Here is a 23358-nt window from a genome sequence, read left to right on the forward strand (position 1 = left end):
ATTATATAATTGGTGTGACAAAAATGCAACTTTCTTCGTGATTTGGTAAAAAAATTCTTGACTGTTTTGTCACGTAGTACTATATTTGAATTTGAAAAGAGGTGACAAAAATGCACAAGATGATATTTTTAGAAAGAAAATTAAAGAGAAAAACTATTGAAGAAGTTGCTTATTTTCTTAATGTTTCTCCACGTACATATTGGGCAAAAGAACATAATAAAAGTGAATTCACTCTGAAAGAGGCACATATGTTATCGTGCTATTTAGAGAAATCTATAGAAGAATTATTCCCTGATCTTTTTTTAAATAATTTGTGACAAAAATGCACGTATTTATATATGGATTATAGGATGTTTATTGGGGTATTTTAAACCGAATATCTAATAATTCTACTATTAAAGGTACTTTATATATAGTTTTTTACTTGGAAAATAAGGAAAGAGATTCAAAAAATGAAACGCTAAAGTGTAATTGGTATATAAAAATTGAGATGAAATATAGAATGCTAAATATTCAAGTAGATGAAAGAGCAATCAGAAGATTATATTTAGAAAAATTAGAAGAAAAGCTTAAAGAATTGGGTGCAGAATTTTTATTTTGGGATACAAGGGAATTTTTAAAAAGAACGTGCATGTTGAGGATTACTATTCAAAAAGAATTCTATTTTGATCAGCGTTTACAAAAATTTAAAGTGGACGGGAAATGGTATTTTTTGGCTAAAGATACGAAGGCATTTTTATTAAATTGGCTAACAGAGAATGTGGTGTAAGAAAAGAAAGACTATCGTCTTAAAAAAACAAATCTTATAGGAAATCCTATTGTAAGGAGGATTAATCATGGTTTTTAGAGTGACAAAAAAACAAGGATATGTCAGCAAGAGTACTAATGAAAATGAAGAATTTAGTAATACTATTCGTTTTGAATCGGAAAAGCTTTCGCATAAACAGTTAAAAATGATTTATGCCAAAATGCATATAATAGCATTGAAATATGATGGAGTAATATCAAAAGAGGAAATCAAAAATAAATTAAAAGTAAAACTTAAAATTCAATCACTGAGTGATCTTACAAGGAAACAAGCTAATCAAGCTATAAAAGTATTAATAGGTTGGGAAATTTAAAAGTTTTGGATAATAAAACCCTTAATATTTAAGAAGTTTAATATATTGATTTTAAGAAAAAATATGGAGGAAGATAAAATGAGTAGTTTGCTAATACAGGATGAGCCATTATTAGTATTACCTCGATTAGCAAGTAAGATTGGATTGAACGAGGCAATTTTTCTTCAACAAATACATTATTGGCTTAAGCGCTCGAAACATTATTATGATGATCGTTATTGGGTCTATAATAGCATTACAAATTGGCATAAACAATTCCCGTTTTGGAATGAAAGAACGTTGAAACGTATTGTTAAAAATCTAGAAGAGTTTAATTTATTGATAAGTGGTAACTATAACAAATTAAAGTTTGATAAAACAAAATGGTATTCAATAAATTATGACAGACTAGTTGAATTAGAAATAGATAACGATTGTGACAAATTGTCTCAACGAAAAGAACATATTGTCATGATGGAAAATGATAATATGTCTCAACCAATACCAGAGACTACACAAAAGATTAACTCAGAGAATACCACTCAAAAAGATATAGTAGAGATAATTAATTATCTCAACAGTGTATGTAATACAAGTTATCGTATTTCAACTAAAAAGACACAAATGTTAATTAAATCTAGACTACAAGAGGGATTTAATATAAATGAATTCAAAGAAGTTATTGAGACGAAGGCGAAAGAATGGCTTTATACAGAACAGGCAAAATATTTAAGACCAGAAACCTTATTTGGAACTAAATTTGAGGGATATTTGCAGCAGAGAAAGATGGTGAAATCAAATGGCTTTAACAAAGGTAACAGATATAGTACAAAGTCTTTCGAAGAAAATGAACTTCCTTTCTGAAACATGTGTGATATGTGATCAGGAGAGGAAGCGAATTGTAAGATTGATGGAGATTCAGGGTGAAACGATTTGTCCAGTATGTCGTTTAGAAGAAGAAAATAGAAGGTTAGAAAAAGAAATGAATGTTTTTCGTTATGAGAAAGAGGAAAGAAAACGTAAAAGTATATTTTACGATCATAGTCTTATTAAAGATGAAACTATTAAATTAGCTAGATTTTCGACATTTATATCAGAATGTGAAGAGGATGAAAAGAATTTAATTTTAGCTAAAAAGGCTCTTACAGACTATTTAAATGATATTCGATTTAATTTGATTCTTGTGGGGAAAGTTGGGGCCGGAAAAAGTCATATTTCATACTCTATAGCGCATGAAATGAATGAACAAAGTTCGGATAAAGTTATGTATGTTACAAGTTCAGAACTATTTGATTACATACGTTCGACATTTAATACGCAATCTTGTGAAACAGAGCATAGCATAACAAATATGCTAATTTCTATGGATTTATTAGTCATTGATGATCTAGGAGCAGAGCTAGGGGATATGGATATTAATGATTTAAAAGCAACAGCATTTGTAAATCGTGTGTTATTTAAACTATTTGATGGACGACAAGGGAAAAAAACAATTATTACAACGAATTTAACAGGTGAGGCAATTATAAAAGCGTACGATGAAAGAGTTACATCTCGTATGTTTAATACATATCGACACATAGAATTTAAAAAAACAAGAGATAAGCGTAAGAGAAAATTACCTTTTTAAGAAAAGAATATATATGCAGATAAAAACATGTTGTTCAAGAAATTTGTACTGTATGAATTGGTTCGGAAGTTAAGAAAGAATATGAGGAACGGAAAGAGTATTTGATTAGAAATTCCATGTATGTACATTCAAAGCAGTTTTTAAGTTTATTCTATATGTTTTAAATAATTAAATGGAGGCATCTTGAAAATGAGAACATATAAAGGATTTGAAGCAATTAAACGAATGCAAACAAATTGGATTACAACAGTACAAGAGACACCGATGTGTTGGAAAATAGAAGGTGAAAGAGTGATTGCTGATTATTTAGGTAAAAAAGAAAGCTATCAACAAATTAATTTCTTTTTTGAGAATGAATTTATAGATTGTAGAGAAACAATTCGAAAAGGAGAACTATTGTATATTGAAAATGAAAAAAGTGAAAAATTCATCGCTGAATATTGTAAAGAAAATGAAAAAGAAATAAAGCATGGTAGTTGGTTCTGGATTAATGGAGAGGAGTTCTCTAATAATTATGGTCATTTTGAAAAGAGTACGAAATTAAAAATTAGGAAAGCTGAAAAAAGTGAAAAATTATTATTTGAACGGGCAAAATTATTCGCTATCAAAGGGCGTAAAATAGATGAGTTTAGACTTGGTGATGTAGTTGAAAGAGATAATAAATTGTATAAAGTGGCTATTGTAAAAAGTGGAAGTGAATCTCAAATTATAGTAGGATGTGTTCCGATTAATGGGGGCGCAATTTGTTATTATAATTCAAAAGATATTGAGATTCAATTTTTCGTTGAAGATATGGTGGTGTAGCAAGGTGAAGTTATTTTTAATTAATCAACTTATTGAAAATGGAATTTACAAATATAAGGATAAACAATTGTACGAATTAAATAGTGATGAGTTAATAAAATTAATCAAAAATCATAAGGATAAGAAAATAAATGTTAGCAATACAATGTATGAAATAATACATGAAGGATATAAGCCTTAATAGCAAATGATTGTAATGATTTAGAGATATGAAATTCAAATTATGATTAAGGATAAATGATAAGAAAGGGGCTTAACATGTTAAATATAGAATTACCAGTATTAAATAAAGAAGCTACAAAAGAAAATGTACTGAAAGCTATAAAGAAATACAGATTATTTATGAAGTGTAATTATCTTAACGAAACGATACTCTCGAAAGAAAATGCGAAAGAAGAGCGGATCAATTATATTATTGCGATGAACAAAGGGTTAGAAAAGCTAGATATTGAAAGTGATAGAATAATTATTCAAAAATATTTGTTAAAGAATCGAGTTAATAGATATGAGGTGATGAAAGAGTTGAATTTATCCGAGGGAGATTATTATAGAAAAAGAAATACTGCTTTTTACAACTATGCATATGCATTAGGGATTGAGGTTGAGGAGTGTTAAGATTACTACTAATAATAAATAAGTTTTTAATATGGATTATAACCACCTGTGTAAACAAGCAGGTGGTTATTTTTATGTAAAAAAATGATGAAAAAGAGATAAAAATGAATCGTTATATACATATATCATATAAGTACAAAGTAGCAATGATAAATAGTATTAAGCAAGATTTTTTTAATAATTTTAGTTTTTTGGTGAGAAAAAATAAATGGAAATTAAATGTAGATTTAGATGGTCTCTATTTTTAACAATTTTGCTTTGTTATAAGGGTGGGAATGGTATATGCGAGATTTAATTATCCAATATAAAGAAACGTTATGTAAGCTAGAGAGTGCAAAAATAAGTGCAAAAGAAGAAGAGATTAAAATATTAACAAGTATGATTAGTGATGTCACATATGCTTTGGAGTGGATGAAGAATGCAAAGATGCCAGGTAATCGCAGGGGAATAGAACGTAGAGCTGCTTATCAACGAGAGAAATCATATGATTCCTTGTTAATGCAAAGGTATTTTCGTAGTACTGATACAACATATGAATGGGATGATGAAAACAAAGAAAGTGTCATTTCAGAATGGGAGAGAATAAAACTAGAAGATGCGCTCTCTACTTTGACAAAATATGAAAGAGAAATATATATCATGTCAAGAGGAAGAGGCATTACACAAGAGAAAATTGCTAAATATTTGAATGTTTCAAGAAGCACAATTAAAACGATTCTATATAGATCTGAAATAAAAATTGCTAAACAAGTAAGAAAAAGTCTTTTCTGCGAAAGTAGTTAAGGCTTTTTTAATTACAAATACATTCTTGTCACCATAGTGCCACCTATAAATAGAGAGTAATAAAATAAGTTTAAATGAAATATAAAAAATGAAGAATGGATACTAGCAAAAAGAAAGAGTAATCCAAAAGATATCTATAAATTAAATGAGAGATTTTAAAAGTGACGGCATCTTTTTATTTACTACAAAATAGGCAGTAGTACATGAAAAACTACAGAAGGATGCGATTAGATGTTAGAACAAGATATAGATACTATGCCAATATGTTCAATTTGCCTTGAAAAATGTTTGTGGGTTTTGAAATTTCCAATCACAATTCAGTATTGTGAACAAATGTTAATTCGTGAGGTAGTTGACGACAATATAACAACAATATGTATTGAGTGTTTAGAAAAAGAAATACAAGTGATGAGTTAAAACGGGAGGGAATGCTAGTGGCGCGACCAATGAAATTGAATGATGAGCTGATAAATAGGTTGACCCAATATATTAAAGTAGGGAATTATATTGAAACCGCATGTGCGTTAGTTGGAATAAGTAGAAGTATAGTTTATGTTTGGTTAAAACAAGGGCGTAGGGCAATTGAAACGAGTGAAAAGACAGGTGAAGTAGTACCGAGAAAAGATAAGATTTATGTGAAGTTAGTCATGGAAATTGATCAGGCATTAGCATTTAGTGAAGCTAGAGACGTTGAGACAATTGGGGAGCATGCAAAATCTAATTGGAAAGCCGCAGCATGGAGATTAGAAAGAAAATTCCCAACTAAATGGGGAAGAAAAGATCAATTGCAAGCAAATGTAAATCATTCAGGAGAAATGAAAGTAGAGCATAATAAAATGGCTATGAAAATTGGGTGTGATGAGGAAATGCTTGATTTAGCTATGAAATTATTTGAGAAAGTTCAAGGAGGAGAATTACAATCATGACACGGATGAATGTGCATAAGTTAATAGATGAAAATACATTTAAGGAATTGGCAAAAGTGAACTACCCCTTTCTATGTTCAGTATACACATAAGGGATTCTATAAACATGCAAAGCACACAAAATTAATAACAAAGATTTGCCAAGATTTAATTGAAGAGAAATTATCGACTAATAGATTAATGGTGTTTATGCCACCTAGGCATTCAAAATCACAGTCTATAACAGAAACATTGCCAAGTTGGTATTTAGGAAATTATCCAAATAAGAGAGTTATAGAGGTATCTTATGCATCAAGTTTAGCTGAAAAGTTTGGTAGAAGAAATCGTGCTAAGATTGAAGAGTTTGGTAAAGAGATATTTAACATTAGAATTGATGAGCGACAAGGTTCCGTAACAGATTGGGCACTACATAACCACTCTGGTGGAATGTTGTCTGTAGGAGTTGGTGGTTCGATTACAGGGGAAGGAGCAGATTTATTAATTATTGATGACCCTATTAAAAATCGCCAAGAGGCCGAATCAATTACATACCGAAATAGACTATGGGATGAATGGGAAGATACTTTATCTACACGTTTACAAAAAGGTGCAAAGGTAATTCTAATTTTGACGCGATGGCATGAGGACGATTTAGCTGGTAGATTGTTAGAGAAAGAACAGGAGAAATGGACTGTGTTATCAATTCCCGCTATAGCAGAGTCAAGGGATGATCCATTGAATAGAGAAATAGGAAGAGGCTTATGGATTGAACACTATGGCCAAAATTATTATGAAGATAAAAAGAAGTTTTCCTCTGCACGCTCATGGTTATCTTTATGGCAACAAAAACCATCAAGTGATATAGGGAATATTTTTAAAAGGAACTGGTTTCAATATTACGATGCATTACCAAATTGGGAACAATTTGATCAAATTATTACTTCCTGGGATATGGCTTTTGATAACACTACAAATAAAAGTTCATTTGTGGTTGGACAGATCTGGGGAAAAATAGATGGAGACAAATATTTAATTGATCAAGTGAGGGCGCAAATGAATTTCCTAGAAACAAAGAAAGCATTTGTTGTTTTTCACCATAAATACGAGTCGATTCTTCGGAATTCTGGGTTTAAAAAGTCCATTCCGAAATTAGTTGAAAAAAAAGCAAATGGCCCTGCCATTATTAGTTCATTGAAGAATGAAATAAGTGGAATTATTCCTATAAATCCACAGGGTTCAAAAGAAACACGCGCTGAGGCAATATCCCCTGAATTTCAATCTGGAAATGTATATATACCTAATCCTAAAATACAATCTTGGGTATATGATTATATAGATGAATTAGCTTCTTTCCCATCTGGTAAGCATAATGATCAAGTAGATACAACGTCACAAGCCTTAGAATACTTTTTTACTAAGCAAAAAAAAATAATGGGTGGAAAAATAAAAAGAGTTTAGCTGAACATGTAATGTTCAGTTTTTTTATATTGGTAAAGTTTTTATGAAAAACATTGAATAAATGATTTGTATATGAAAGGAGGCATAAATCTTATGGTTGAGAAAAAAGCAATTAAAAATGTGAAGGTACTTAATTTACAAAGTCGTGAGATGGCTTTACGTGATGAGGAACTTCAAAGCAAACAAATGACAATTGATCCATTTGCACAAGTGTACGGTGATAAAGAACTAGTGAAGCCTCCATATGATATGCAAGTATTATTAAATTTGAGAGAAAGTAACCCTATTCACTCGGCATGTATTAGTGCAAAAGTAAATGATATTGCTGGTATGGGATTTGATTTTGCACCGCTAGATGAAGTGACAGAGGCAAATCAAGAACAATATAAAGAATTAAAGCGTTTTATGAGGTATTGCAACAATGAAATGACAAGTAGCGAAATACTTAGGGCAGTTTGGGAGGATTATGAAACTGTAGGTTGGGGAATTATAGAGGTTGTTCGTAATTTGAAAGGGGAACCAGCGCAGCTACACCATATTCCAGCACATACGGTACGTGCGCATAAAGATAAGATTCGATTTGCGCAGATTGTAAATAATGAGGAGAGATGGTTTAAGAGATTTAGTTATCCATCTGATTTTAGGTTAGTAGATGGAAAAATGATTAGTGATAGCTTAGATGAAAACTCGTTATTAGACACTGAAGAAAAAGCTGGTGAAGTTATTGTAATTCGTAAATTTGGTTCTAGATCATCATACTATGGTATTCCGGATTATGTGAGTTCTATTGGTTCCATTGTAGGATCACAAGCTGTAAGAGATTACAATATTAATTATTTTACTGGTAAAACAATTCCAGATGCTGTTTTGTTTGTTGAGGGTGTTGATGAAATAGATGATTCAGTTGAAAGAGAATTAAAAACATTTTTCTCTGTCGAAACAAAAGGAGAACATCATAAGTTAGCAGTTGTTCCTGTCCCTGAAGGAGCCAAAGCTCGCTTAGAGAAATTAGGGCCTGATGTCAAAGAAGCGAGTTTTCGTTTATATCGCCAAGATAATGCTATGGAAATTTGTGTAGCTCATCGAGTTCCACCATATAGAATTGGTTGGGCTATGACAGGATCACTTGGACAGACGACAGCAAAAGAAATGAATGAAATGTATAAAAGATCAATTATTGAACCAGGTCAACAAATTTTAGAACATCGATTAAATACACAATTATTTAAAGAGTTTACAGAAACGTTGGGGGAATTGGACTGGCAGTTTCAATTAAATGAAATTGATACAGATGATCGAGCAAGTGATATGCAATATGCAATAGATGGATATGAAAAGAGTATATTAACAAGAAATGAATGCCGAAAAGTTATTGGATACGAACCAGTTCTAGAAGGAGATAAATTTTTAAATGAAGATTCAAATTCGATTTAGTAGTCTTGCTAGAAAGTAGGAATATATTATGCCAAATGAATTGAAAAATGTAGAAATTAGTTATGTTTCATTAGTAACAAAGGGGGCTAATGGTAGGCCATTTGCAATTATGAAGGGTATGAACATGAATGGCTCTAACGTTTTGAAAAATGTCCCTATTTTAAAGAGGGAAGATGAAAAACAACTTGTAACAGGGGTTGTTTATGAACCAAATATAGAAGATGCACATGGTGATATCATGACGGCTGAAGAAATTGAAAGAGCGGCTTATAATTTTTTAGAGAAATATAGATACATAGATAAAAACCATGACGAGTTGGCAGGAAAAGGAACAGTAGTAGAAAGCTGGATTTCTAAAAATAATACGGTTGTTGGGAAACAAAATATTAAAAAAGGAACATGGCTTATGACTGTTCGAGTAGACGATAGTGAAACATGGAAAGAGATCAAAAAAGGGAAAATCACAGGCTTTTCGATGGGAGGGGTTGGAGAAAGAATGGAGATGCCACAAATGGATGAGTTTACACAAGATGAGAAAGGTGTAATTCGTAAGATGTTTAATTTTTTTAAGTCACATTATGACGAGGAACAAACTCAGGAGATGGATAATCAGTCAGTAAATAGTAAACAAAACTCTAAGATGCAAAAGGTATTTAATTTGTTTGAAGATGTATTTTATGTTGGGATTTGGGAGGGAAATGTAGATATTAAGCAGATGGTTTCCACCTTAGATGAAATGAAGGACATTTTAAATACAATGAAGGGTGGTGATACAGATTTCTCGCCGGAAGATATTACTATTAATTCCATAAATGAAGTAGGCAAAATCTTATATAAGAAAAATGATAAAAAATTTGATGAAATGATTTCTTTGATGAACCAAATTAAAGAAAATAAGTTACAAAAAAACGCAGATCAAAATTCAGATGAGATTGCAGACATTGTAAAGAGAGAAATGGGTCCTTTTCTTGAGAGATTACAGGAGTTGGAAGAACAGTTAAATAAAGAACTTGAATCAACTCATGATACTAATGAATTAGAAAATGACAGAGAATCTAAAAAGACAAGTGAATTTATTCAGAAGGTAATAGACCCCATTTCAAAGAGACTTGAAGTAATTGAGCGATCAGCACAAGTTCGTAAAAGTCTTGGGGCTGATGCCAAACCAACAAACGAGATGAGAAAACCAGTAAATAAATGGGTAGGATTAGATCTATAAAGATAAGGAGAAATGAATCTATGAATAATAAAGAATTATTAGCACGTATTGAACGAATTGAAAAGAGTACAATGACAACAGGAGGAATGAAAGCGGGGCTATTATATCCGGAACAAAGTAAAGAATTTTTCCGAATGGTATTTGATGCAACTCCATTTTCTCAATTGCATCGCAAAGAGATTCGTAAAGCGAAAAAAGGTGAATTAGATAAAATTGCAATCGGTGGTCGAATTTTACGTAGGAAAATGGAAAATAGTGATGATGGCTATCGAGCGGGTGTAGAAACGTCGAAAGTTGAATATGATACAGTTTCTATTCGTTTACCATGGGAGATTACGGAGGAGCTACTTCGAGAAAATATCGAAGGTGAAGGATATGAAGATACTGTTATGACATTAATGTCAACTCAGTTAGGTATTGACCTTGAAGACCTGCATTGGAATGGGGATGTAACTTCAGAGGACCCATTTCTTCAAATTAATGATGGCTGGTTAAAACAAATTAAACAATCAAGTAAATCTCATATTGTCGATCATTTTAAATTAGTGACGGGAACGGGAGATGCTGAAGCTAGCGCCGGGTTTAGTAAAGACTCAATCTTTAATTTATCTAAGGCGATGCCTAATAAATATAAAAACGAAGGTTTAAAGTGGATTATGTCACCTGCTCGTAGAGAGAAGTGGATTGAATATTTAACAACTCGTTCAACTGGCTTAGGAGATGCTGCGTTATTAGGTACAGGGGATCAAGTTAATAAGCCGTTAGGGTATGAAATTGTCACAGTTCCTTCTCTTCAAGATGATGTAATTATTTTTGCAGATCCTAAAAACTTTATTGCGGTAAATACGTATGACACGCGAGTTCGTAAGACTGTAGAAGGTAAATCTGCTGTTATGGAAGATAAGCGATTTTATGTTATTCATTTGGATGATGATGCAGTTATTCAAGAAATGGACGCAGTAGCAATTCTTACTAATATACCTGATAAATTTGGGAATTAAGTAAGGTAATTTGTATATGAAGATTATAGAATTAAAATTAGGCGGTACATATACTGCATATGGCTATACTTTTTTCAACGGAGTAAAGGAAAAGGTTGCAAATGAGAAAGCAAACTATTTACTGAGTACAGGACATTTTAAGTTAATAGATAGTATAGAGGTTAAAAAGAAAGAGAAGTAAAAGAGGTGGAAGGATGGAAATTACTGTACAGGACATAAAGAACAGGGTAAATGTTCAACGAATGCCCGATACGGTAATCCAGGAACTCATTAGTCAATATGAATTGATTACTAAAAACTATTTGAGAAGTAAGCCAAGTAACCCAATGAAAGAGAAAGTTAGAACTAGTAAATTGGCTTGGCTTTCTTTTCGAGCAGAAAATTTGATCAAGGTAATCCATATTGGTTCTGGAGAAGAAGTTACCAGTTCAGTTTTTTCTGATGGTTGCACTGTATATGGTTTAAGTGAGAATCAATTATATGAATTTGAGTATACCATACAAGATTATGATGGGCTTTTGACTTTAATGAAAAAATGCATCATCGATATGACGTGTTATGCGGTAATTCGAACAAATCTACAATATGAAAATATGAAAAAATCAGCAAATATCGGAGATTATTCATATGAAATAAATATTGAATCGCTAGATGAGGAAACTGTTAATAAAAAGATTTTAAAAGTATTAAAAAAATACCGAAGTAGAAACCCTTTAATAGCATTATGAATGAAAGAATAGGCTGTGAACATTAGATATGGAAGAATTATATATACATGAAGTAACTGTGAAAAGGAATCAAAAGGTAAAACAGCCGGCAGGAAATTTTAAAGAAGAGCCTGTCATTATTTATGAAAGAATGAAGTGTCGTGTAACAACACACACAGCGGTAGATAATGAAAGGTTAAAAAGAAATAAACAAAATTTTGAGCCGAATTATAAAATTTATACTTCTGCAGAACATAACATCCATACAAATGATGTAATCTATTTTCATGATTATGTATTTGAGGTAAGAGGAGAACCAAGAAATCCATCATTTTTAAATCACCATATTGAATTGTATTGTGAGCTGTTGGAATAAAATGACGAATACATCGGAGTTCATGGTTACACGTAATGTAGAACAGGTTAAAGAACAACTTAATAAAATGATGGTAGAAAGAATTATAAGTGCTTGCAATCAACTGCAACGAGAAATGAAACAAACAGTATCAGGTAATCACAATGGTGTGAAGTATAAAATTCCACGATCGAGTCGCACATATATTGCTTCAAAACCAGGAGAGACATTTGCTTCTAGAACGGGAGAATTACAAGATTCCATTAAATATGGCTTACATATTACAGATAACGAAGTAGTAGGAACGATTGGAAGCCAATTAAAAAGAGCGGTGTATGTCGAAAATGGTACAAGTACTGTAGAAGCCCGACCTTTTTTCTTAAAAACGTTTGAAAAAGAGCGTGGGGAATTAAAAAGGACATTGGGAGGAGAACAATGACGACAAAAGCGATTGCAACAATTAGAAATTTTATTGAGAAAGATACAATTGTGCAAAGTAATCTATCGAAATATGAAGGAGAGCCCGCTCTAACATTTCAAACTGCACAAAATGATATGAAAATGCCTTATGTGGTAATGAGAATTGAATCTAATAATCCGGATGATATAGAGGTAATTGATCGTATGATCCTCACTTTTGATATATATTGTGGCCAAGGTGATTATGAAAAAGCGGATGTAATTTCAAGGCGAATAGAACATTTGTTAGACAGAGAAGCGGGATTGTTAAGAGATTCTGGTATTATTACAATTCATCGAGCAGGCAGTATTACAGTTCCAGATGAAGATCCATCAATTATTCATATTAGTATTAAGTTTCTTGTACGGGTAGGAAGAATGGAATTATATTAAGGAGGGAAAAAAATGAGTTGGAAGCTTATTAATGGTGTACGTGAGGGTACAACTGATAATTTTGTTATTGGACCGGGTGTAATGTATAAAGGTTTTAAAAGTGTTAAAGACCTAGGTGAGATGTTAGGAGCTACTACAGGTGGCTGTAAAGTGGGGTTTACTAGAGAATACTATGATGCTGATATTGATGGTGTTTTAGGAAAACTAGTTCGCGGAAAATGGCTATTAAAAGATGAACCACATATGGAGGTTACACTAGTAGAATTTACGAAAGAAAATTTAGAGTTAGCTCTACCAGGCGTAGATGTAGATAGTACGACTGATAACGATTATAACATTGTAAAACCAACCAATGAAATTAAAGACGCAAGTTATAGTGATATTGCAATAGTAGGTGTAGTTTCAGGAAGTGATATTCCGGTTATTTTTGTTATCCGAAATGCAATGGTAGTTTCTTCTGTAGAAATTGATTTAAAAGATGGTAAAGGAACTGTAGGACTTAAATGCAAATTTATTGGTCATTATAGTGAAAGTTCGCCTAATACACCCCCTTATGAAATTTATTTACCAAAGAAAAAAGCACCTAAATTACCTACAACAAGTAAATAAGTTGTAGGTTTTATTTTTAGGTTATAAAAGGAGATATTGAATATGACAACAATGCTAGAAAAAATGATGCATAATAGTACAGAAATTACAATTTCAGGTCAGAAGATGAAGATGAGACGTTTAAATGTAAAAGATGTTTGGCGTTTTACTAAGATTATTTCTAAAGTTGGTCGTCATGCAATGACTGATTTTATGGAGTTTGGGAAAGAAAAGAATGAAATTGATGAAAAAATTCAATTGGCCCAAATGAATGAAGAGCAACAAGAACAGTTAAATGAAATTGAAAAACAAAAAAAAGAAAAGGGTTTAGAGTTTGTCTTTCAATTATTGTCTATGATTCCGGAATGTGAAGATGAGTTTTCGGAATTTTTCTCTAGTCTATTACAGATTAAGCGTGAAGAATTCGATCAGTTACCACCAGAAGCTATGGTAGCAGTTATTGAAGGATTATTAGAAAGTGAAGATTTAATGTCTTTTTTCAATCAGGTCAAGGGTCTAATCAAATCTCAAAGTCTCAAGTGGAACAAACAAGAAATGTAGAAAATGACTCTAATAAATACATAGAAGAAACAGAGCAAAATATGCTAAGGGCTTTTGATAAAGTCCAAAAACGGTATGGATGGACAGATGATTATGTCTTATCCATACCGTATTCTCGTTTAATGGACTTATTTTCTTTTATTAGTCAGGAAGAGCAGCAAGAAGAATTAAATGAATGGAAAAAAATGGCCTTTATTGGATTTCAAACAAGGCAATTAGAAGAAGGAACAACTTTTCAGGACTATTTGCAAGCTTTTGGACTTACGGAATCTACGTCGGATGGGGAAGAAAATGAGACTATGGAAGTTTGGTCCAAAGAGGAATGTATCGACCATGCAAATAAGCTGATTGCAGAGTTTCAGTTTGAAGACGATCAGGAATAAAAAACTTCCTAGTTAGAAAGGGGGGAGTGAATGTTTACAGAAGTATTCCAGTTGTTTGGTACAATTGGAATTAAAGCAGATGAAGCTTATAAGGATTTAGCAAAGTTTGAGGAAAGTTTACAAAAGGCTTCTAAGAACATACAAGAAAAATTTCAAAAACCAGCAGAAGTACTTAATCAAATAAATGGCCAAATTCAAAAATTTGGTAACGGGGCGACCAATGTTTTTGGGAAGATTGGTAACAAAGCGGATCAAGCATATAAAGGTGTAGAAAAGTTTGAAGAGAGAGTGCAAAAAGCCTCTAATACAATGCAAGAAAAAATCCAAAAATCAGCAGATTCTCTTGGGAATATTAGTAAGCAAATGCAAACGTTTGGTGACACTATTTCAAATAAAGTTACAAAACCTATAGAACAAGTCAATAGCAAAGCTTTACAATTTGCTACCGATGTGGAAGGTTCTCAAAAAAAACTACAGGATATGCTTGGGTTAACTGAAAAAGATGCAAAGAGTTTGGCTGGAACTATTCAACCTATCGCTCAACAAGTCGTGAAGATTTCCAATATAGTAATACCATCGTTGAAGCAAACGGTTGAGTTAATCAAATCTGTTTCTAGTCTTATATCTAAGGCGAGTGAAATCATTGGTGGCCTTGTAAATATAGTTAAAACATTAATGCAAATACCGGGTGCAATTACGGCGATTATTAAAGATGCCTTAAAACTAATTAAAGTTTTTAGTGAGTTCGCACAGATATTGACTGGTCTTGGAAAATCAATGTTTTCATTAGTATTAAGTCCATGGGGCATTGCAATACTTTTAATGGTTGGTTTAGTATATGTGCTGTATAAAAATTGGGATTCAATTGTGAAATATACAAAGCAGGCAGTGCAATGGATCAGTGATATTTGTTCTAAAGCCTGGGATGCTATCGTTAAAGTTGCGAAGTCAGTATGGGATAGTTTGTCAAAGTTTTTCTCAAGTTTTTGGGAAGGAACAAAAAAAGTATTCCAATCTGCGGTATCGTTTATAGATAAAATACTTAGCGGTGCATGGAAAATAATTACTACTGTAATTACAATGTATATCAACATATGGAAAAAGACATTTGAAATTGGTTGGAATTTAATAAAAACGATATTTAATACAGTGCTAAACGTAATAAAAAGTGTTGTTAAGTTTGCTTTAGAATTTATTAAAAGCTATATTTCTACTGCTATTAAAACATGGCAAAATATTTTTAAAACTGGCTGGGATATTATAAAAACAGTTTTTACGACGGTGCTAAACTTTTTGAAAACATTTATAAGTGGTGCATTTCAAGCAATTCGCAGCATAATCACGACTGTGATGAATGGGATAAAAACCGTCATTTCTACAGTGTGGAATGGAATAAAGGCAATTTTTACGACTGTATTAAACTTCTTAAAATCAGTTGTAAGTAGTGTGTTTCAAGCAATTCATAGCATAATTACAACTGTAATGAATGGAATAAAGACGGTTATTTCTACGATTTGGAATGTAATTAAAACAGTTTTTATAACTGTATTAGAGACTATAAAGAATTTTGTGGTTACAGCATTTCATTTTATAAAAAACACAATTACGACTGTAATGGATATCGTAGAGTCTATTATTGTAACCGCATGGAATTTTATTAAAGAAACAATAATAGTTGCTGTTCGGACATTTGTTAACTTTGTGGTGGATAACTTTAATAAGATAAAAAACACAATATTTAGTGTTGTTGGTGCTATTAGAGATTTCATAGTAAGTAACTTTGCAGCAATTAAAAAAGCTATCGTCGGAGCGTTTGACGGCATTGTTGATACAGTAAGGGATGTATTCGGTAAAGTTGGTTCTATAGTTAAGGGGATAGCAAACGACGCTGTAAGCTGGGGGAAAGATATTATTGCTGGTATTGGTAAAGGTATGACATCTATGGCTGGCTGGGTTGTTGATAAAGCTAAAGGCGTTGTAGACGGAATACCAAAAGCAGTTAAAAGTTTCTTTGGTATAAAATCTCCTTCGCGTCTCATGATGGAGTACGGCGGATATATTACAGAAGGTCTTGGTGTAGGGATGGAAAAAATGATCCCGGCTGTGGACAAGGCTTCTGGATTGTTAAATAAAGCGGTTGTTCCACCGAAACCGATGCAACTAGTAACGGATGTATCTACCCGAATTGGACAAATGGGGGCACATTCTGCTGATATGATTGGAAAATCTGCATATCCATTTGCTGGGCACTCTTCTGTTGAAAAGAAAACAGATAAAGGTGTTACAATTCAAAATGCTACATTCAAAGTTGCTGTTGAAAAATTGCAAACTGCAGAGGATTTTGTGAAAATGAGAAAATTACTACAAAACGTAGTTGCTGATGATCTAATGGGAATGGCGGTGCGTAATGTATGAGTATATTAAAAACATTGCATAGAAGAGCTGGTTCATATCATCTCTTATGGGATGTTACAGAATTAAAAAGTACAATTAAATATACTATTAATTTTTCATGGCCTGGGACATATAATTTTTCTTTTATGTCCCAAGTTCCTATTGGTTCTGATGGTATGTTACCAGATAAATACTTTATTGTTCGAGTAAATGGTATTGAAAAATTTAGAGCAAGAGGTGCTTATGCCTGGGAAGCAAGAGAAATTTTTGTTGGTGCAGGGCCACAAACAATTGAATTTACAACAATCGGTTACGGTTCTTCTGACGTAGCCTATTTGCGTGATGTTTATTATCATGCATATGGACCTATACCTACAATTGCAATGATTGAACAAACGAAAATGCCTAAATCCTTAAACGGATTAAAAAATTACAATGTTATGCATGGATATCCTCGTTACCAAAGTACTGGTAATAAAGGATGTGAAGTAGAATTTACTGCTTTATTCAATGATATCAGTCATTGGCGTGAGTTCATGAGTGAAATATATCGCCCTCATATTATTACAGGTGATTATGGTACCTATGGTGGTATTATTCCACCTAATGAAGTTGATGCAATACGTAAAGGAACACTAGTAATAGCAAAGTGTAAATTAATATCTATGTCACAAGCAGGTATTGGAGTTGATGGAATGTGAGAGAAGGATCAATTTCTTTAATCAGAATGTTGGGGAGCTATTTCCAAGTGGGGAATAATGCTCCTAATTTAATTGTTTATATGAAAAAAAGAGAATCTTCTTCTTATGTACAAATACAACATCGTGTAGTGAGCCTGGAAGTGCAGGAGAACGCAGATCAGTTCGCAAGTACATTTTCTATTACCTTTGCTAATGAATATGGGCAAATGGCACCTGATAACTGGTATGGTAAGTTTTCTTCCATTCAAGAATGGTTTTACAACAGTGAAGTAACAAACACAAACCAACTATATCCGCAGACTGAATTTAAGGTTTCTATCGGTTATGGCGAAGAAGCTTTACCGTATATACATGGTTTTGTATCTGACGTAAAGGTGAATGCCGAAAGCGGCACAATATCAGTTACCTGCACAACATCTTATAAAAAGGTTCTACAAAAATCAGTAATTCCAACGCCGGGATCAGATGAAATTGTTGCACCAACTGGAAATGTGTATGATGTAGTGAAATTCTTCCTTGAAAAAGCAGGAGTTACATTACACGGAAGTAGGGTAAACATTCCTGGGACCAATCAAAGCTGGATTGTTGAAGGGGCAACTGGAAAGAGGTTTCAAAAGTGGGATGAAATTGTACGCGATATTATAGATACAACATTCCACTACATTAAACATGAACCAGATGGAAGTTGTACATTTATGAAAATGCCAGACTACGAAATTAACGAACTTGCCAAATTTAGTTTTAGAGAAGGGGAAAACCTAATCTCTTTAGATATGCAATTAACAGATCAGGACATTAGTAATAGTATTGTTATTAAATGCGGAGATTATGCTAATGGTTTTGTTAATTCATTCTTACTTAAAAACGTCTCTTTAGGGGATTTGCGAGAGGAAATGATAGAGGTACCTTGGGCAACAACATTCTTTGCAAGAAGGGCAGTTGCTGCAGCTTATCATTTAAAAGCGATTCAAAAATTCAGAACACTAACAGTTGCTGTGATAGGGAATCCGCGAATTCAATTGTTCGATGTGGTTTCCATTTACAATAGGGATTCTGGGCAACAGTGGAACTACTTTGTTAAAGGAATTAACACAATGATTTCTGCTGATGATGGATTCTATCAAACTTTAGATTTATCCGTTAACTATGGATATGAACCTACTCCGTATACCGATATAACAGGAATCACAGTAAATGTAGATACATTACGATTAAAGCTGTGGGATTGGGATTATGAGGATGGAGATTTATTAAATATTTATTGTAATAATAAATTAATAGTGGAAAACTACTTTATCCGAAACAATCCTACGTATGTTGATATACCACTAGAATATGGCGTGAATATTATTATTTTTGAAGCGGTGCGCACTCCTTTAGGAATACTTACCGGGCGATTACAAGTATTAGATACACAAAATAATATCTTATTTGATTATGGTTCTTTACCAGATTTAACGTTTGATGAAACAGATTTAAATGCAGATAGATATTATATTAAACGCCCAGCTAAAACATGGCCTGTAACAAGGGTAAATTAGGGGTGATTCTATGATAATGCAAAAGAATTTATATGATCCTATTATGTATTTAATGAAAGGATTAATTGATAGGGAATTTTACAGCGGTGGAAAACCGATGCCTGGTAACGATCCAAATGATGTTTTTAAAGAGGGTATGACCGAGGGGTATACACTGGTTCGTGATGGTGCTCGGTTATCGGCAGTTGTTGGAGATAAATATTTGCACTACGATTTGGTTTTTAATGGACAAGCACTGCTTGAAAAGGTCCTTATATCCCATAAAATAACGGGTAAAAAGATGGAGATGCAACTAATTTATAACGCAAACAAACAATTAGATCGAGTACAGCCAAGGCTTATTAATAAAGGTAGCGGTATGTTATCTAATTTACCAATTCCCGATGTGTCGTAATGATGCATGGGGATTTTTTAATACAATAAAAAGGGTGATTACCTTTGTTTGAAACAACTTATATAGCTGGTGGTCGATTAGATGCGCCATTTTATCCAACAAAAACCTTTCCGTATATGAAAGGTTTTATAATGGATTCTAAAGCATGGACAGAAGATAAGATGGAATACGTATTACCAATTGACATGGAGTTTTATGCCATTAGTGTGAGTAGTTCTATGTATGAAATCGATGATAAATGGTCGCTTATTGTAAATGACGGTATTGTCTGTGAGGATATTTATACAAAAAAAATACCAGAAGGTATAAGTCTTATGTCCTATATGCAATTAAAGGCTGGAGATAAAATTATTTTTAAATTTCATAACCAAGGAATTAATAATAAGCAAGTATGGATTGCTTTACAGTTTTTGAAGTAATGGGAGGGAGATTATGAGTTTTGCTGTAAATTATATGGCAGGTGGCCGATTAGATGCTCCATACTTTCCAACCAAAACGATTCCTTTTATAAAAGGAAGAAGAATAGGTGTTTATGAAAATATTCATCATAATGAATTTATAGCACCAGTTGATATGGAAATGATTGCATTTTCTATTGGTGCATCAAAATATAACGATAACGATTATTGGAATTTATATATTAATAATGAAAAAATAGCAGATGAAATTTATATGAAAGATGTTCCTGAAGGATTTAATTTTTCTGTTGTTAAACAAATTCCTGCGAAAGCGATTATCCGTTTTGAATATATAAATAAATCTTTAGAGAAAAAAGCTATTTGGCTTAATTATCAATTTTTAAAAGATTAGGAGTGAAGTAAAGTGGCGTTTATTGAAAAGGTATTTCAAGAAGGAAGTTTCTTAGATGATCTTATAAATGTAGCAACTAGTAACGGATGGACAAAGGTTAAAAGGTTTCAAAAAGCAGGTTATCCATTAGCAATTTTAAAGAATTCTGGTATGGATGAAACATTATACCGGTTTGGAATTGCGGAACATACGATTATTAAAAATGCAGAAGGGGCTATGTATGGATTAGTCCAAATCGCATCTTGGGATATTGCTAAAAAGGATCTTTCGTATAAATTTAATACGGAAGAGGATAAAGCGGAGTTTATTAAGGATGCAAAATTAAGATATAGTAAAAATCTTGATCGTTCCTGTTTTTATGTTTATATGATTGAAAAAGATCCTGCATTTAAAGATGGGACAGCGACAGCAGTAGCTTATGATTCTTTCACAAAAATTTTAATAGATGTAGAAGTGAGTAAAACGGATATTCTTATGAAGAATGGCAATCCAAGTATAGATTATACCAGTGCTAATACGGATGTTATGATGTCACCGTTTGTAAAAATTACATTACGTAACCCGAATTTAGAAGGGGTTGATGTAAAAACAAATTGGTGGCCTGATTCATTAGTTAGAGTGACTGGCCAAGTAGATAAGGATCGTGTAGTTTTATTAATTCAAGCAGATAATACACCTGCATTTGAAAATAATGTAGTTCCGGTTACACCTTTATACATGGGCAAAATTGAAAGCTATGCGAAAGATGATCAAATTGGTGACGCACTTTGGGCTGGGACAGCATTTGATACAGGTGCAGAAAATAGCTCACATGCATTTGATTTTAATGATAAGAAACCATATAGAAATGTGAATGATAGCTTGCCAATTTTAAAAACATATCCTAAATCACCAGGTAATGGTATTGATAACGTTATTATTAAGCGCTCGCGATTAGGGGCTAGATATCAAGCTCATTATATTGCTTGGAATGTTGCTCCGAATGAGATGCCGCCTGATAGAAAAGGAGTAAATGGTGGTCAATATCCACTAGCTTGGCAGTCTCATGATAATGATGAATATAAGTATCAATTTAATCCTTCGGTATATAGTGGTCGAGTTCATACATCTCGTGCTTATATTGTTCATCCAGATGAAGGTGTGCGAGGTTTCTTACCTCATATGGTTTTACTATCTCCTTTAGGATTATTGAATGGGGATAAATTAAAAGTGCGAAAAAATACTTGTCCAGATACATTTGATATTTATCGTTTTTATAATGTTGATGCGATTTCGCCAATTACAAAAAGACCAGCGACACCATATCGTCCAGCTGGATTAGGAATTTATGAGAAGTCAATGTAAAGGGGAGAGAAAAACATGTGGTTTGATAAAGTAGCTTATTTACAAACATTACCGGTTGAATTAGAGAAAATGATTACAGAGCGAGGATGGAGTCGAAAGTTATACTTTAAAATTAGAAGTGGTATCAATAAATTTATTGATGTTCGATTATTTGAATCGTTAGGTAGCGATGGAGAATGGCGCAGATTTGGAGTGGCAAATGCTTATGATACGAGCGATTCTGATTTTACAGATGGTAGATTTATTCCTGTGGATTCTCCACTAGGAAAGCTAGGCATGGGAGATGGAGTGAAAAAGGAATTTCAAATTCCGACATTTCCTGTAGTTGAAAGTTCTTTATTAGTGTATGTAAATAGCATTTTACTAGAAAAGAATAAATATAAAGTTGATGCTAAAGCGGGGAAAGTTATTTTTAATCAAGCGATTGCAAAAGGAGATAAAATCACCTGTGAGTATCGATTAACAAATGATGCATACGAACCAAATAATGATATGATTTTCTTTACGTTTAACCAATATTTTATTGAGAAGGAAGTAAAGTTATCAGATGCTGAAAGTGATTTAGGAAACGGTACCGGTTCAAAAAAATCATTTAATTTGCCATTTTCAAATTTTGATGAAAGTCGTTTTATGGTTTATAGAAATAATCAGATGGTCGATCCGGGGGAATATACAATTTCAGATACAGCAATTGAATTTCAAACTGCCCCAAAAAGTTCCGAGAACATTAAATTTTCTGGAGTGTATTTTCTAGCACCAAAGGCAGATGGAACGTTAGATACTTTAGTAGCGAAGACATCATTTGACGTACAAAAAATGGAAAGTATTATGGCTGAAGTATATTCTACAGTTAATTTTGTAAATCCTTCGCCTTATACACCGATTAGTTTTACACCAGAAGCCCGTTTTACAAAAGATTGGAAACGTGATTCTGTCGTTTATATGTATGGTAATGGAAATAAAGATCGTATTGTTATGTTTATGCGTGTAGATCCAACACCAAGTCCTGTTCGAGCATTATTTGTACCATTATATATTGGAAGAATGTACACATTTGATAATGCACCGCGTAAAAACACTGTAATTATTGGTGGTTGTCGTAACGGAGATCAATATAATTATGCGCCTAATAAAAAAATTGGAAATGCAAATTTAGACTACGGAGAAAATACAGGTAATGGAAATGATTCTGTATTATTAGCTCAATCATATACAGGTGCAATGTATCAAAAACATTATTTATCATTTATTACTCACGATATGGATATTGATAGTGGACAAGGTCGATTTAATCCATCTGTCTATAGTGGGAAATATCATTTGTCACAGATTTATATCGTTCATCCTAATGATGGATATGTTGGAAAATTAGATGATGTCTATGCTGTTCACCCAAAAAATATTCAACAGGCCGATGAATTGGAAATTGAAAAGGAAGTTACAAGTGAATCTTTAGGAAAAGGAAATGGAATGAGAAAAGTTTTCCATTTAGAGCATAAACCAAAAGCAGGAACACTTAAGTTGTTCAATGCATGTACTCTAGTTCCTAATACTGACTTTATTTTAAATGAAGATGATAAAACAGTGACGTTTAAAGAAATCCCAATTAACGGGGTAGAGATTACAGCAAGTTATGAATTTGCACAATTATATCGTTATACGTTGCCGACTACCGCAGTCTCTCCGATGACACAAGCAAAAGCAACGCCATTTAATCCGATTGGTCTAGCTATTTATAAAGAAGATATTTAATCATTAATCATATAAGGGGGAATGCAG

At 32.7% G+C, this 23358-nt stretch carries 31 protein-coding genes; all 31 read left to right on the forward strand.

The features are described from left to right. Positions 1 to 110 precede the first annotated feature (110 nt). The 31 genes from ACTFRY_RS18905 (at position 111) to ACTFRY_RS19055 (ending at position 23331) form a co-directional block, all read left to right on the forward strand. Positions 111 to 317: a helix-turn-helix transcriptional regulator gene (locus ACTFRY_RS18905; protein ID WP_332278732.1), complete on the forward strand. Its 207-nt coding sequence runs from the start codon at positions 111 to 113 to the stop codon at positions 315 to 317. A gap of 185 nt (positions 318 to 502) precedes the next feature. Next, a complete protein-coding gene (locus tag ACTFRY_RS18910; RefSeq protein WP_137074653.1) occupies positions 503 to 769 on the forward strand; it encodes a group-specific protein in 267 nt (88 codons plus the stop codon). A gap of 67 nt (positions 770 to 836) precedes the next feature. Further along, positions 837 to 1121 carry a hypothetical protein gene (locus ACTFRY_RS18915; protein WP_071732419.1) on the forward strand — a complete coding sequence of 95 codons (285 nt, stop codon included), beginning with the start codon at positions 837 to 839 and terminating at the stop codon, positions 1119 to 1121. 78 nt (positions 1122 to 1199) lie between these two features. After that, positions 1200 to 1964 carry a conserved phage C-terminal domain-containing protein gene (locus tag ACTFRY_RS18920; RefSeq protein WP_017657781.1) on the forward strand — a complete coding sequence of 255 codons (765 nt, stop codon included), beginning with the start codon at positions 1200 to 1202 and terminating at the stop codon, positions 1962 to 1964. Further along, positions 1900 to 2730 carry an ATP-binding protein gene (locus ACTFRY_RS18925; RefSeq protein WP_071732421.1) on the forward strand — a complete coding sequence of 277 codons (831 nt, stop codon included), beginning with the start codon at positions 1900 to 1902 and terminating at the stop codon, positions 2728 to 2730. Before ACTFRY_RS18920 ends, ACTFRY_RS18925 begins: the two co-directional genes overlap by 65 nt. Positions 2731 to 2919: 189 nt before the next feature. Beyond that, positions 2920 to 3534 (forward strand): hypothetical protein, encoded by a 615-nt coding sequence (locus ACTFRY_RS18930; protein WP_071732422.1) that lies wholly within the window; start codon positions 2920 to 2922, stop codon positions 3532 to 3534. A 4-nt stretch (positions 3535 to 3538) separates the two neighbouring features. Continuing rightward, positions 3539 to 3715, forward strand: coding sequence for a Fur-regulated basic protein FbpA (locus ACTFRY_RS18935; RefSeq protein WP_000765291.1), 177 nt, complete (start codon positions 3539 to 3541; stop codon positions 3713 to 3715). Positions 3716 to 3792: 77 nt separating this feature from the next. Further along, positions 3793 to 4149 (forward strand): ArpU family transcriptional regulator, encoded by a 357-nt coding sequence (locus ACTFRY_RS18940; protein WP_071732423.1) that lies wholly within the window; start codon positions 3793 to 3795, stop codon positions 4147 to 4149. Positions 4150 to 4431: 282 nt separating this feature from the next. Next, positions 4432 to 4932, forward strand: coding sequence for a sigma-70 family RNA polymerase sigma factor (locus tag ACTFRY_RS18945; protein ID WP_001205173.1), 501 nt, complete (start codon positions 4432 to 4434; stop codon positions 4930 to 4932). A gap of 231 nt (positions 4933 to 5163) precedes the next feature. Next, positions 5164 to 5349 (forward strand): hypothetical protein, encoded by a 186-nt coding sequence (locus tag ACTFRY_RS18950; protein ID WP_332278731.1) that lies wholly within the window; start codon positions 5164 to 5166, stop codon positions 5347 to 5349. 11 nt (positions 5350 to 5360) lie between these two features. Further along, positions 5361 to 5858, forward strand: a complete 498-nt coding sequence (locus ACTFRY_RS18955; protein WP_069603977.1) for a hypothetical protein — start codon at positions 5361 to 5363, stop codon at positions 5856 to 5858. Positions 5859 to 6047: 189 nt separating this feature from the next. Then, positions 6048 to 7295, forward strand: coding sequence for a phage terminase large subunit (terL, locus tag ACTFRY_RS18960; RefSeq protein WP_332278730.1), 1248 nt, complete (start codon positions 6048 to 6050; stop codon positions 7293 to 7295). 93 nt (positions 7296 to 7388) lie between these two features. Further along, positions 7389 to 8729, forward strand: coding sequence for a phage portal protein (locus ACTFRY_RS18965; RefSeq protein ID WP_017657990.1), 1341 nt, complete (start codon positions 7389 to 7391; stop codon positions 8727 to 8729). A 28-nt stretch (positions 8730 to 8757) separates the two neighbouring features. Further along, complete coding sequence (locus ACTFRY_RS18970) at positions 8758 to 9948, forward strand: XkdF-like putative serine protease domain-containing protein (protein ID WP_086391823.1); 1191 nt, start codon at positions 8758 to 8760, stop codon at positions 9946 to 9948. Positions 9949 to 9968: 20 nt separating this feature from the next. Next, positions 9969 to 10949, forward strand: a complete 981-nt coding sequence (locus tag ACTFRY_RS18975) for a phage major capsid family protein (protein ID WP_001060157.1) — start codon at positions 9969 to 9971, stop codon at positions 10947 to 10949. A 16-nt stretch (positions 10950 to 10965) separates the two neighbouring features. Beyond that, complete coding sequence (locus ACTFRY_RS18980) at positions 10966 to 11130, forward strand: YqbF domain-containing protein (protein ID WP_000691127.1); 165 nt, start codon at positions 10966 to 10968, stop codon at positions 11128 to 11130. Positions 11131 to 11143: 13 nt separating this feature from the next. Next, positions 11144 to 11677, forward strand: a complete 534-nt coding sequence (locus tag ACTFRY_RS18985; RefSeq protein WP_000406978.1) for a hypothetical protein — start codon at positions 11144 to 11146, stop codon at positions 11675 to 11677. A 28-nt stretch (positions 11678 to 11705) separates the two neighbouring features. Then, on the forward strand, positions 11706 to 12032 hold the full coding sequence (locus tag ACTFRY_RS18990) for a hypothetical protein (protein ID WP_000392020.1): 327 nt from the start codon (positions 11706 to 11708) through the stop codon (positions 12030 to 12032). A 1-nt stretch (position 12033) separates the two neighbouring features. Further along, a complete protein-coding gene (locus ACTFRY_RS18995) occupies positions 12034 to 12450 on the forward strand; it encodes an HK97-gp10 family putative phage morphogenesis protein (protein ID WP_033668458.1) in 417 nt (138 codons plus the stop codon). After that, the gene (locus ACTFRY_RS19000) at positions 12447 to 12863 is read left to right on the forward strand and encodes a hypothetical protein (protein WP_332278729.1); all 417 of its coding nucleotides are present in this window, start codon (positions 12447 to 12449) and stop codon (positions 12861 to 12863) included. Before ACTFRY_RS18995 ends, ACTFRY_RS19000 begins: the two co-directional genes overlap by 4 nt. A 12-nt stretch (positions 12864 to 12875) precedes the next feature. Continuing rightward, positions 12876 to 13472, forward strand: a complete 597-nt coding sequence (locus ACTFRY_RS19005; RefSeq protein ID WP_000118565.1) for a hypothetical protein — start codon at positions 12876 to 12878, stop codon at positions 13470 to 13472. 42 nt (positions 13473 to 13514) lie between these two features. Further along, on the forward strand, positions 13515 to 14012 hold the full coding sequence (locus ACTFRY_RS19010; protein ID WP_000210326.1) for a hypothetical protein: 498 nt from the start codon (positions 13515 to 13517) through the stop codon (positions 14010 to 14012). Continuing rightward, positions 13991 to 14395, forward strand: coding sequence for a hypothetical protein (locus tag ACTFRY_RS19015; protein WP_000438521.1), 405 nt, complete (start codon positions 13991 to 13993; stop codon positions 14393 to 14395). The genes ACTFRY_RS19010 and ACTFRY_RS19015 overlap by 22 nt, the downstream gene beginning before the upstream one ends. Before the next feature lie 30 nt (positions 14396 to 14425). Then, on the forward strand, positions 14426 to 16810 hold the full coding sequence (locus ACTFRY_RS19020; RefSeq protein ID WP_086391824.1) for a phage tail protein: 2385 nt from the start codon (positions 14426 to 14428) through the stop codon (positions 16808 to 16810). Beyond that, positions 16807 to 17490 (forward strand): hypothetical protein, encoded by a 684-nt coding sequence (locus ACTFRY_RS19025; protein ID WP_000025596.1) that lies wholly within the window; start codon positions 16807 to 16809, stop codon positions 17488 to 17490. The genes ACTFRY_RS19020 and ACTFRY_RS19025 overlap by 4 nt, the downstream gene beginning before the upstream one ends. Beyond that, on the forward strand, positions 17487 to 19031 hold the full coding sequence (locus ACTFRY_RS19030; protein WP_086391825.1) for a hypothetical protein: 1545 nt from the start codon (positions 17487 to 17489) through the stop codon (positions 19029 to 19031). Before ACTFRY_RS19025 ends, ACTFRY_RS19030 begins: the two co-directional genes overlap by 4 nt. Before the next feature lie 10 nt (positions 19032 to 19041). Then, positions 19042 to 19425, forward strand: a complete 384-nt coding sequence (locus ACTFRY_RS19035; protein ID WP_025117880.1) for a hypothetical protein — start codon at positions 19042 to 19044, stop codon at positions 19423 to 19425. Between the two features lie 44 nt (positions 19426 to 19469). After that, positions 19470 to 19844: a hypothetical protein gene (locus ACTFRY_RS19040; protein WP_000464270.1), complete on the forward strand. Its 375-nt coding sequence runs from the start codon at positions 19470 to 19472 to the stop codon at positions 19842 to 19844. A 13-nt stretch (positions 19845 to 19857) separates the two neighbouring features. Then, positions 19858 to 20235: a hypothetical protein gene (locus ACTFRY_RS19045; protein WP_000006644.1), complete on the forward strand. Its 378-nt coding sequence runs from the start codon at positions 19858 to 19860 to the stop codon at positions 20233 to 20235. A gap of 12 nt (positions 20236 to 20247) precedes the next feature. Then, positions 20248 to 21579, forward strand: coding sequence for a hypothetical protein (locus ACTFRY_RS19050; protein ID WP_137070213.1), 1332 nt, complete (start codon positions 20248 to 20250; stop codon positions 21577 to 21579). Positions 21580 to 21594: 15 nt separating this feature from the next. Further along, positions 21595 to 23331: a hypothetical protein gene (locus ACTFRY_RS19055; protein ID WP_098617255.1), complete on the forward strand. Its 1737-nt coding sequence runs from the start codon at positions 21595 to 21597 to the stop codon at positions 23329 to 23331. The last annotated feature ends 27 nt before the right edge of the window (positions 23332 to 23358 follow it).

The organism is Bacillus cereus group sp. MYBK195-1, from assembly GCF_051916605.1.
Lineage (GTDB): Bacteria > Bacillota > Bacilli > Bacillales > Bacillaceae_G > Bacillus_A > Bacillus_A cereus.

Coding starts and splice junctions, on each gene's coding strand:
- ACTFRY_RS18905 (WP_332278732.1), top strand. CDS start 111: ATGCACAAGATGATATTTTTAGAAAGAAAATTAAAGAGAAAAACTATT.
- ACTFRY_RS18910 (WP_137074653.1), top strand. CDS start 503: ATGCTAAATATTCAAGTAGATGAAAGAGCAATCAGAAGATTATATTTA.
- ACTFRY_RS18915 (WP_071732419.1), top strand. CDS start 837: ATGGTTTTTAGAGTGACAAAAAAACAAGGATATGTCAGCAAGAGTACT.
- ACTFRY_RS18920 (WP_017657781.1), top strand. CDS start 1,200: ATGAGTAGTTTGCTAATACAGGATGAGCCATTATTAGTATTACCTCGA.
- ACTFRY_RS18925 (WP_071732421.1), top strand. CDS start 1,900: ATGGCTTTAACAAAGGTAACAGATATAGTACAAAGTCTTTCGAAGAAA.
- ACTFRY_RS18930 (WP_071732422.1), top strand. CDS start 2,920: ATGAGAACATATAAAGGATTTGAAGCAATTAAACGAATGCAAACAAAT.
- ACTFRY_RS18940 (WP_071732423.1), top strand. CDS start 3,793: ATGTTAAATATAGAATTACCAGTATTAAATAAAGAAGCTACAAAAGAA.
- ACTFRY_RS18945 (WP_001205173.1), top strand. CDS start 4,432: ATGCGAGATTTAATTATCCAATATAAAGAAACGTTATGTAAGCTAGAG.
- ACTFRY_RS18950 (WP_332278731.1), top strand. CDS start 5,164: ATGTTAGAACAAGATATAGATACTATGCCAATATGTTCAATTTGCCTT.
- ACTFRY_RS18955 (WP_069603977.1), top strand. CDS start 5,361: ATGCTAGTGGCGCGACCAATGAAATTGAATGATGAGCTGATAAATAGG.
- terL (WP_332278730.1), top strand. CDS start 6,048: ATGCCACCTAGGCATTCAAAATCACAGTCTATAACAGAAACATTGCCA.
- ACTFRY_RS18965 (WP_017657990.1), top strand. CDS start 7,389: ATGGTTGAGAAAAAAGCAATTAAAAATGTGAAGGTACTTAATTTACAA.
- ACTFRY_RS18970 (WP_086391823.1), top strand. CDS start 8,758: ATGCCAAATGAATTGAAAAATGTAGAAATTAGTTATGTTTCATTAGTA.
- ACTFRY_RS18975 (WP_001060157.1), top strand. CDS start 9,969: ATGAATAATAAAGAATTATTAGCACGTATTGAACGAATTGAAAAGAGT.
- ACTFRY_RS18980 (WP_000691127.1), top strand. CDS start 10,966: ATGAAGATTATAGAATTAAAATTAGGCGGTACATATACTGCATATGGC.
- ACTFRY_RS18985 (WP_000406978.1), top strand. CDS start 11,144: ATGGAAATTACTGTACAGGACATAAAGAACAGGGTAAATGTTCAACGA.
- ACTFRY_RS18990 (WP_000392020.1), top strand. CDS start 11,706: ATGGAAGAATTATATATACATGAAGTAACTGTGAAAAGGAATCAAAAG.
- ACTFRY_RS18995 (WP_033668458.1), top strand. CDS start 12,034: ATGACGAATACATCGGAGTTCATGGTTACACGTAATGTAGAACAGGTT.
- ACTFRY_RS19000 (WP_332278729.1), top strand. CDS start 12,447: ATGACGACAAAAGCGATTGCAACAATTAGAAATTTTATTGAGAAAGAT.
- ACTFRY_RS19005 (WP_000118565.1), top strand. CDS start 12,876: ATGAGTTGGAAGCTTATTAATGGTGTACGTGAGGGTACAACTGATAAT.
- ACTFRY_RS19010 (WP_000210326.1), top strand. CDS start 13,515: ATGACAACAATGCTAGAAAAAATGATGCATAATAGTACAGAAATTACA.
- ACTFRY_RS19020 (WP_086391824.1), top strand. CDS start 14,426: ATGTTTACAGAAGTATTCCAGTTGTTTGGTACAATTGGAATTAAAGCA.
- ACTFRY_RS19025 (WP_000025596.1), top strand. CDS start 16,807: ATGAGTATATTAAAAACATTGCATAGAAGAGCTGGTTCATATCATCTC.
- ACTFRY_RS19035 (WP_025117880.1), top strand. CDS start 19,042: ATGATAATGCAAAAGAATTTATATGATCCTATTATGTATTTAATGAAA.
- ACTFRY_RS19045 (WP_000006644.1), top strand. CDS start 19,858: ATGAGTTTTGCTGTAAATTATATGGCAGGTGGCCGATTAGATGCTCCA.
- ACTFRY_RS19055 (WP_098617255.1), top strand. CDS start 21,595: ATGTGGTTTGATAAAGTAGCTTATTTACAAACATTACCGGTTGAATTA.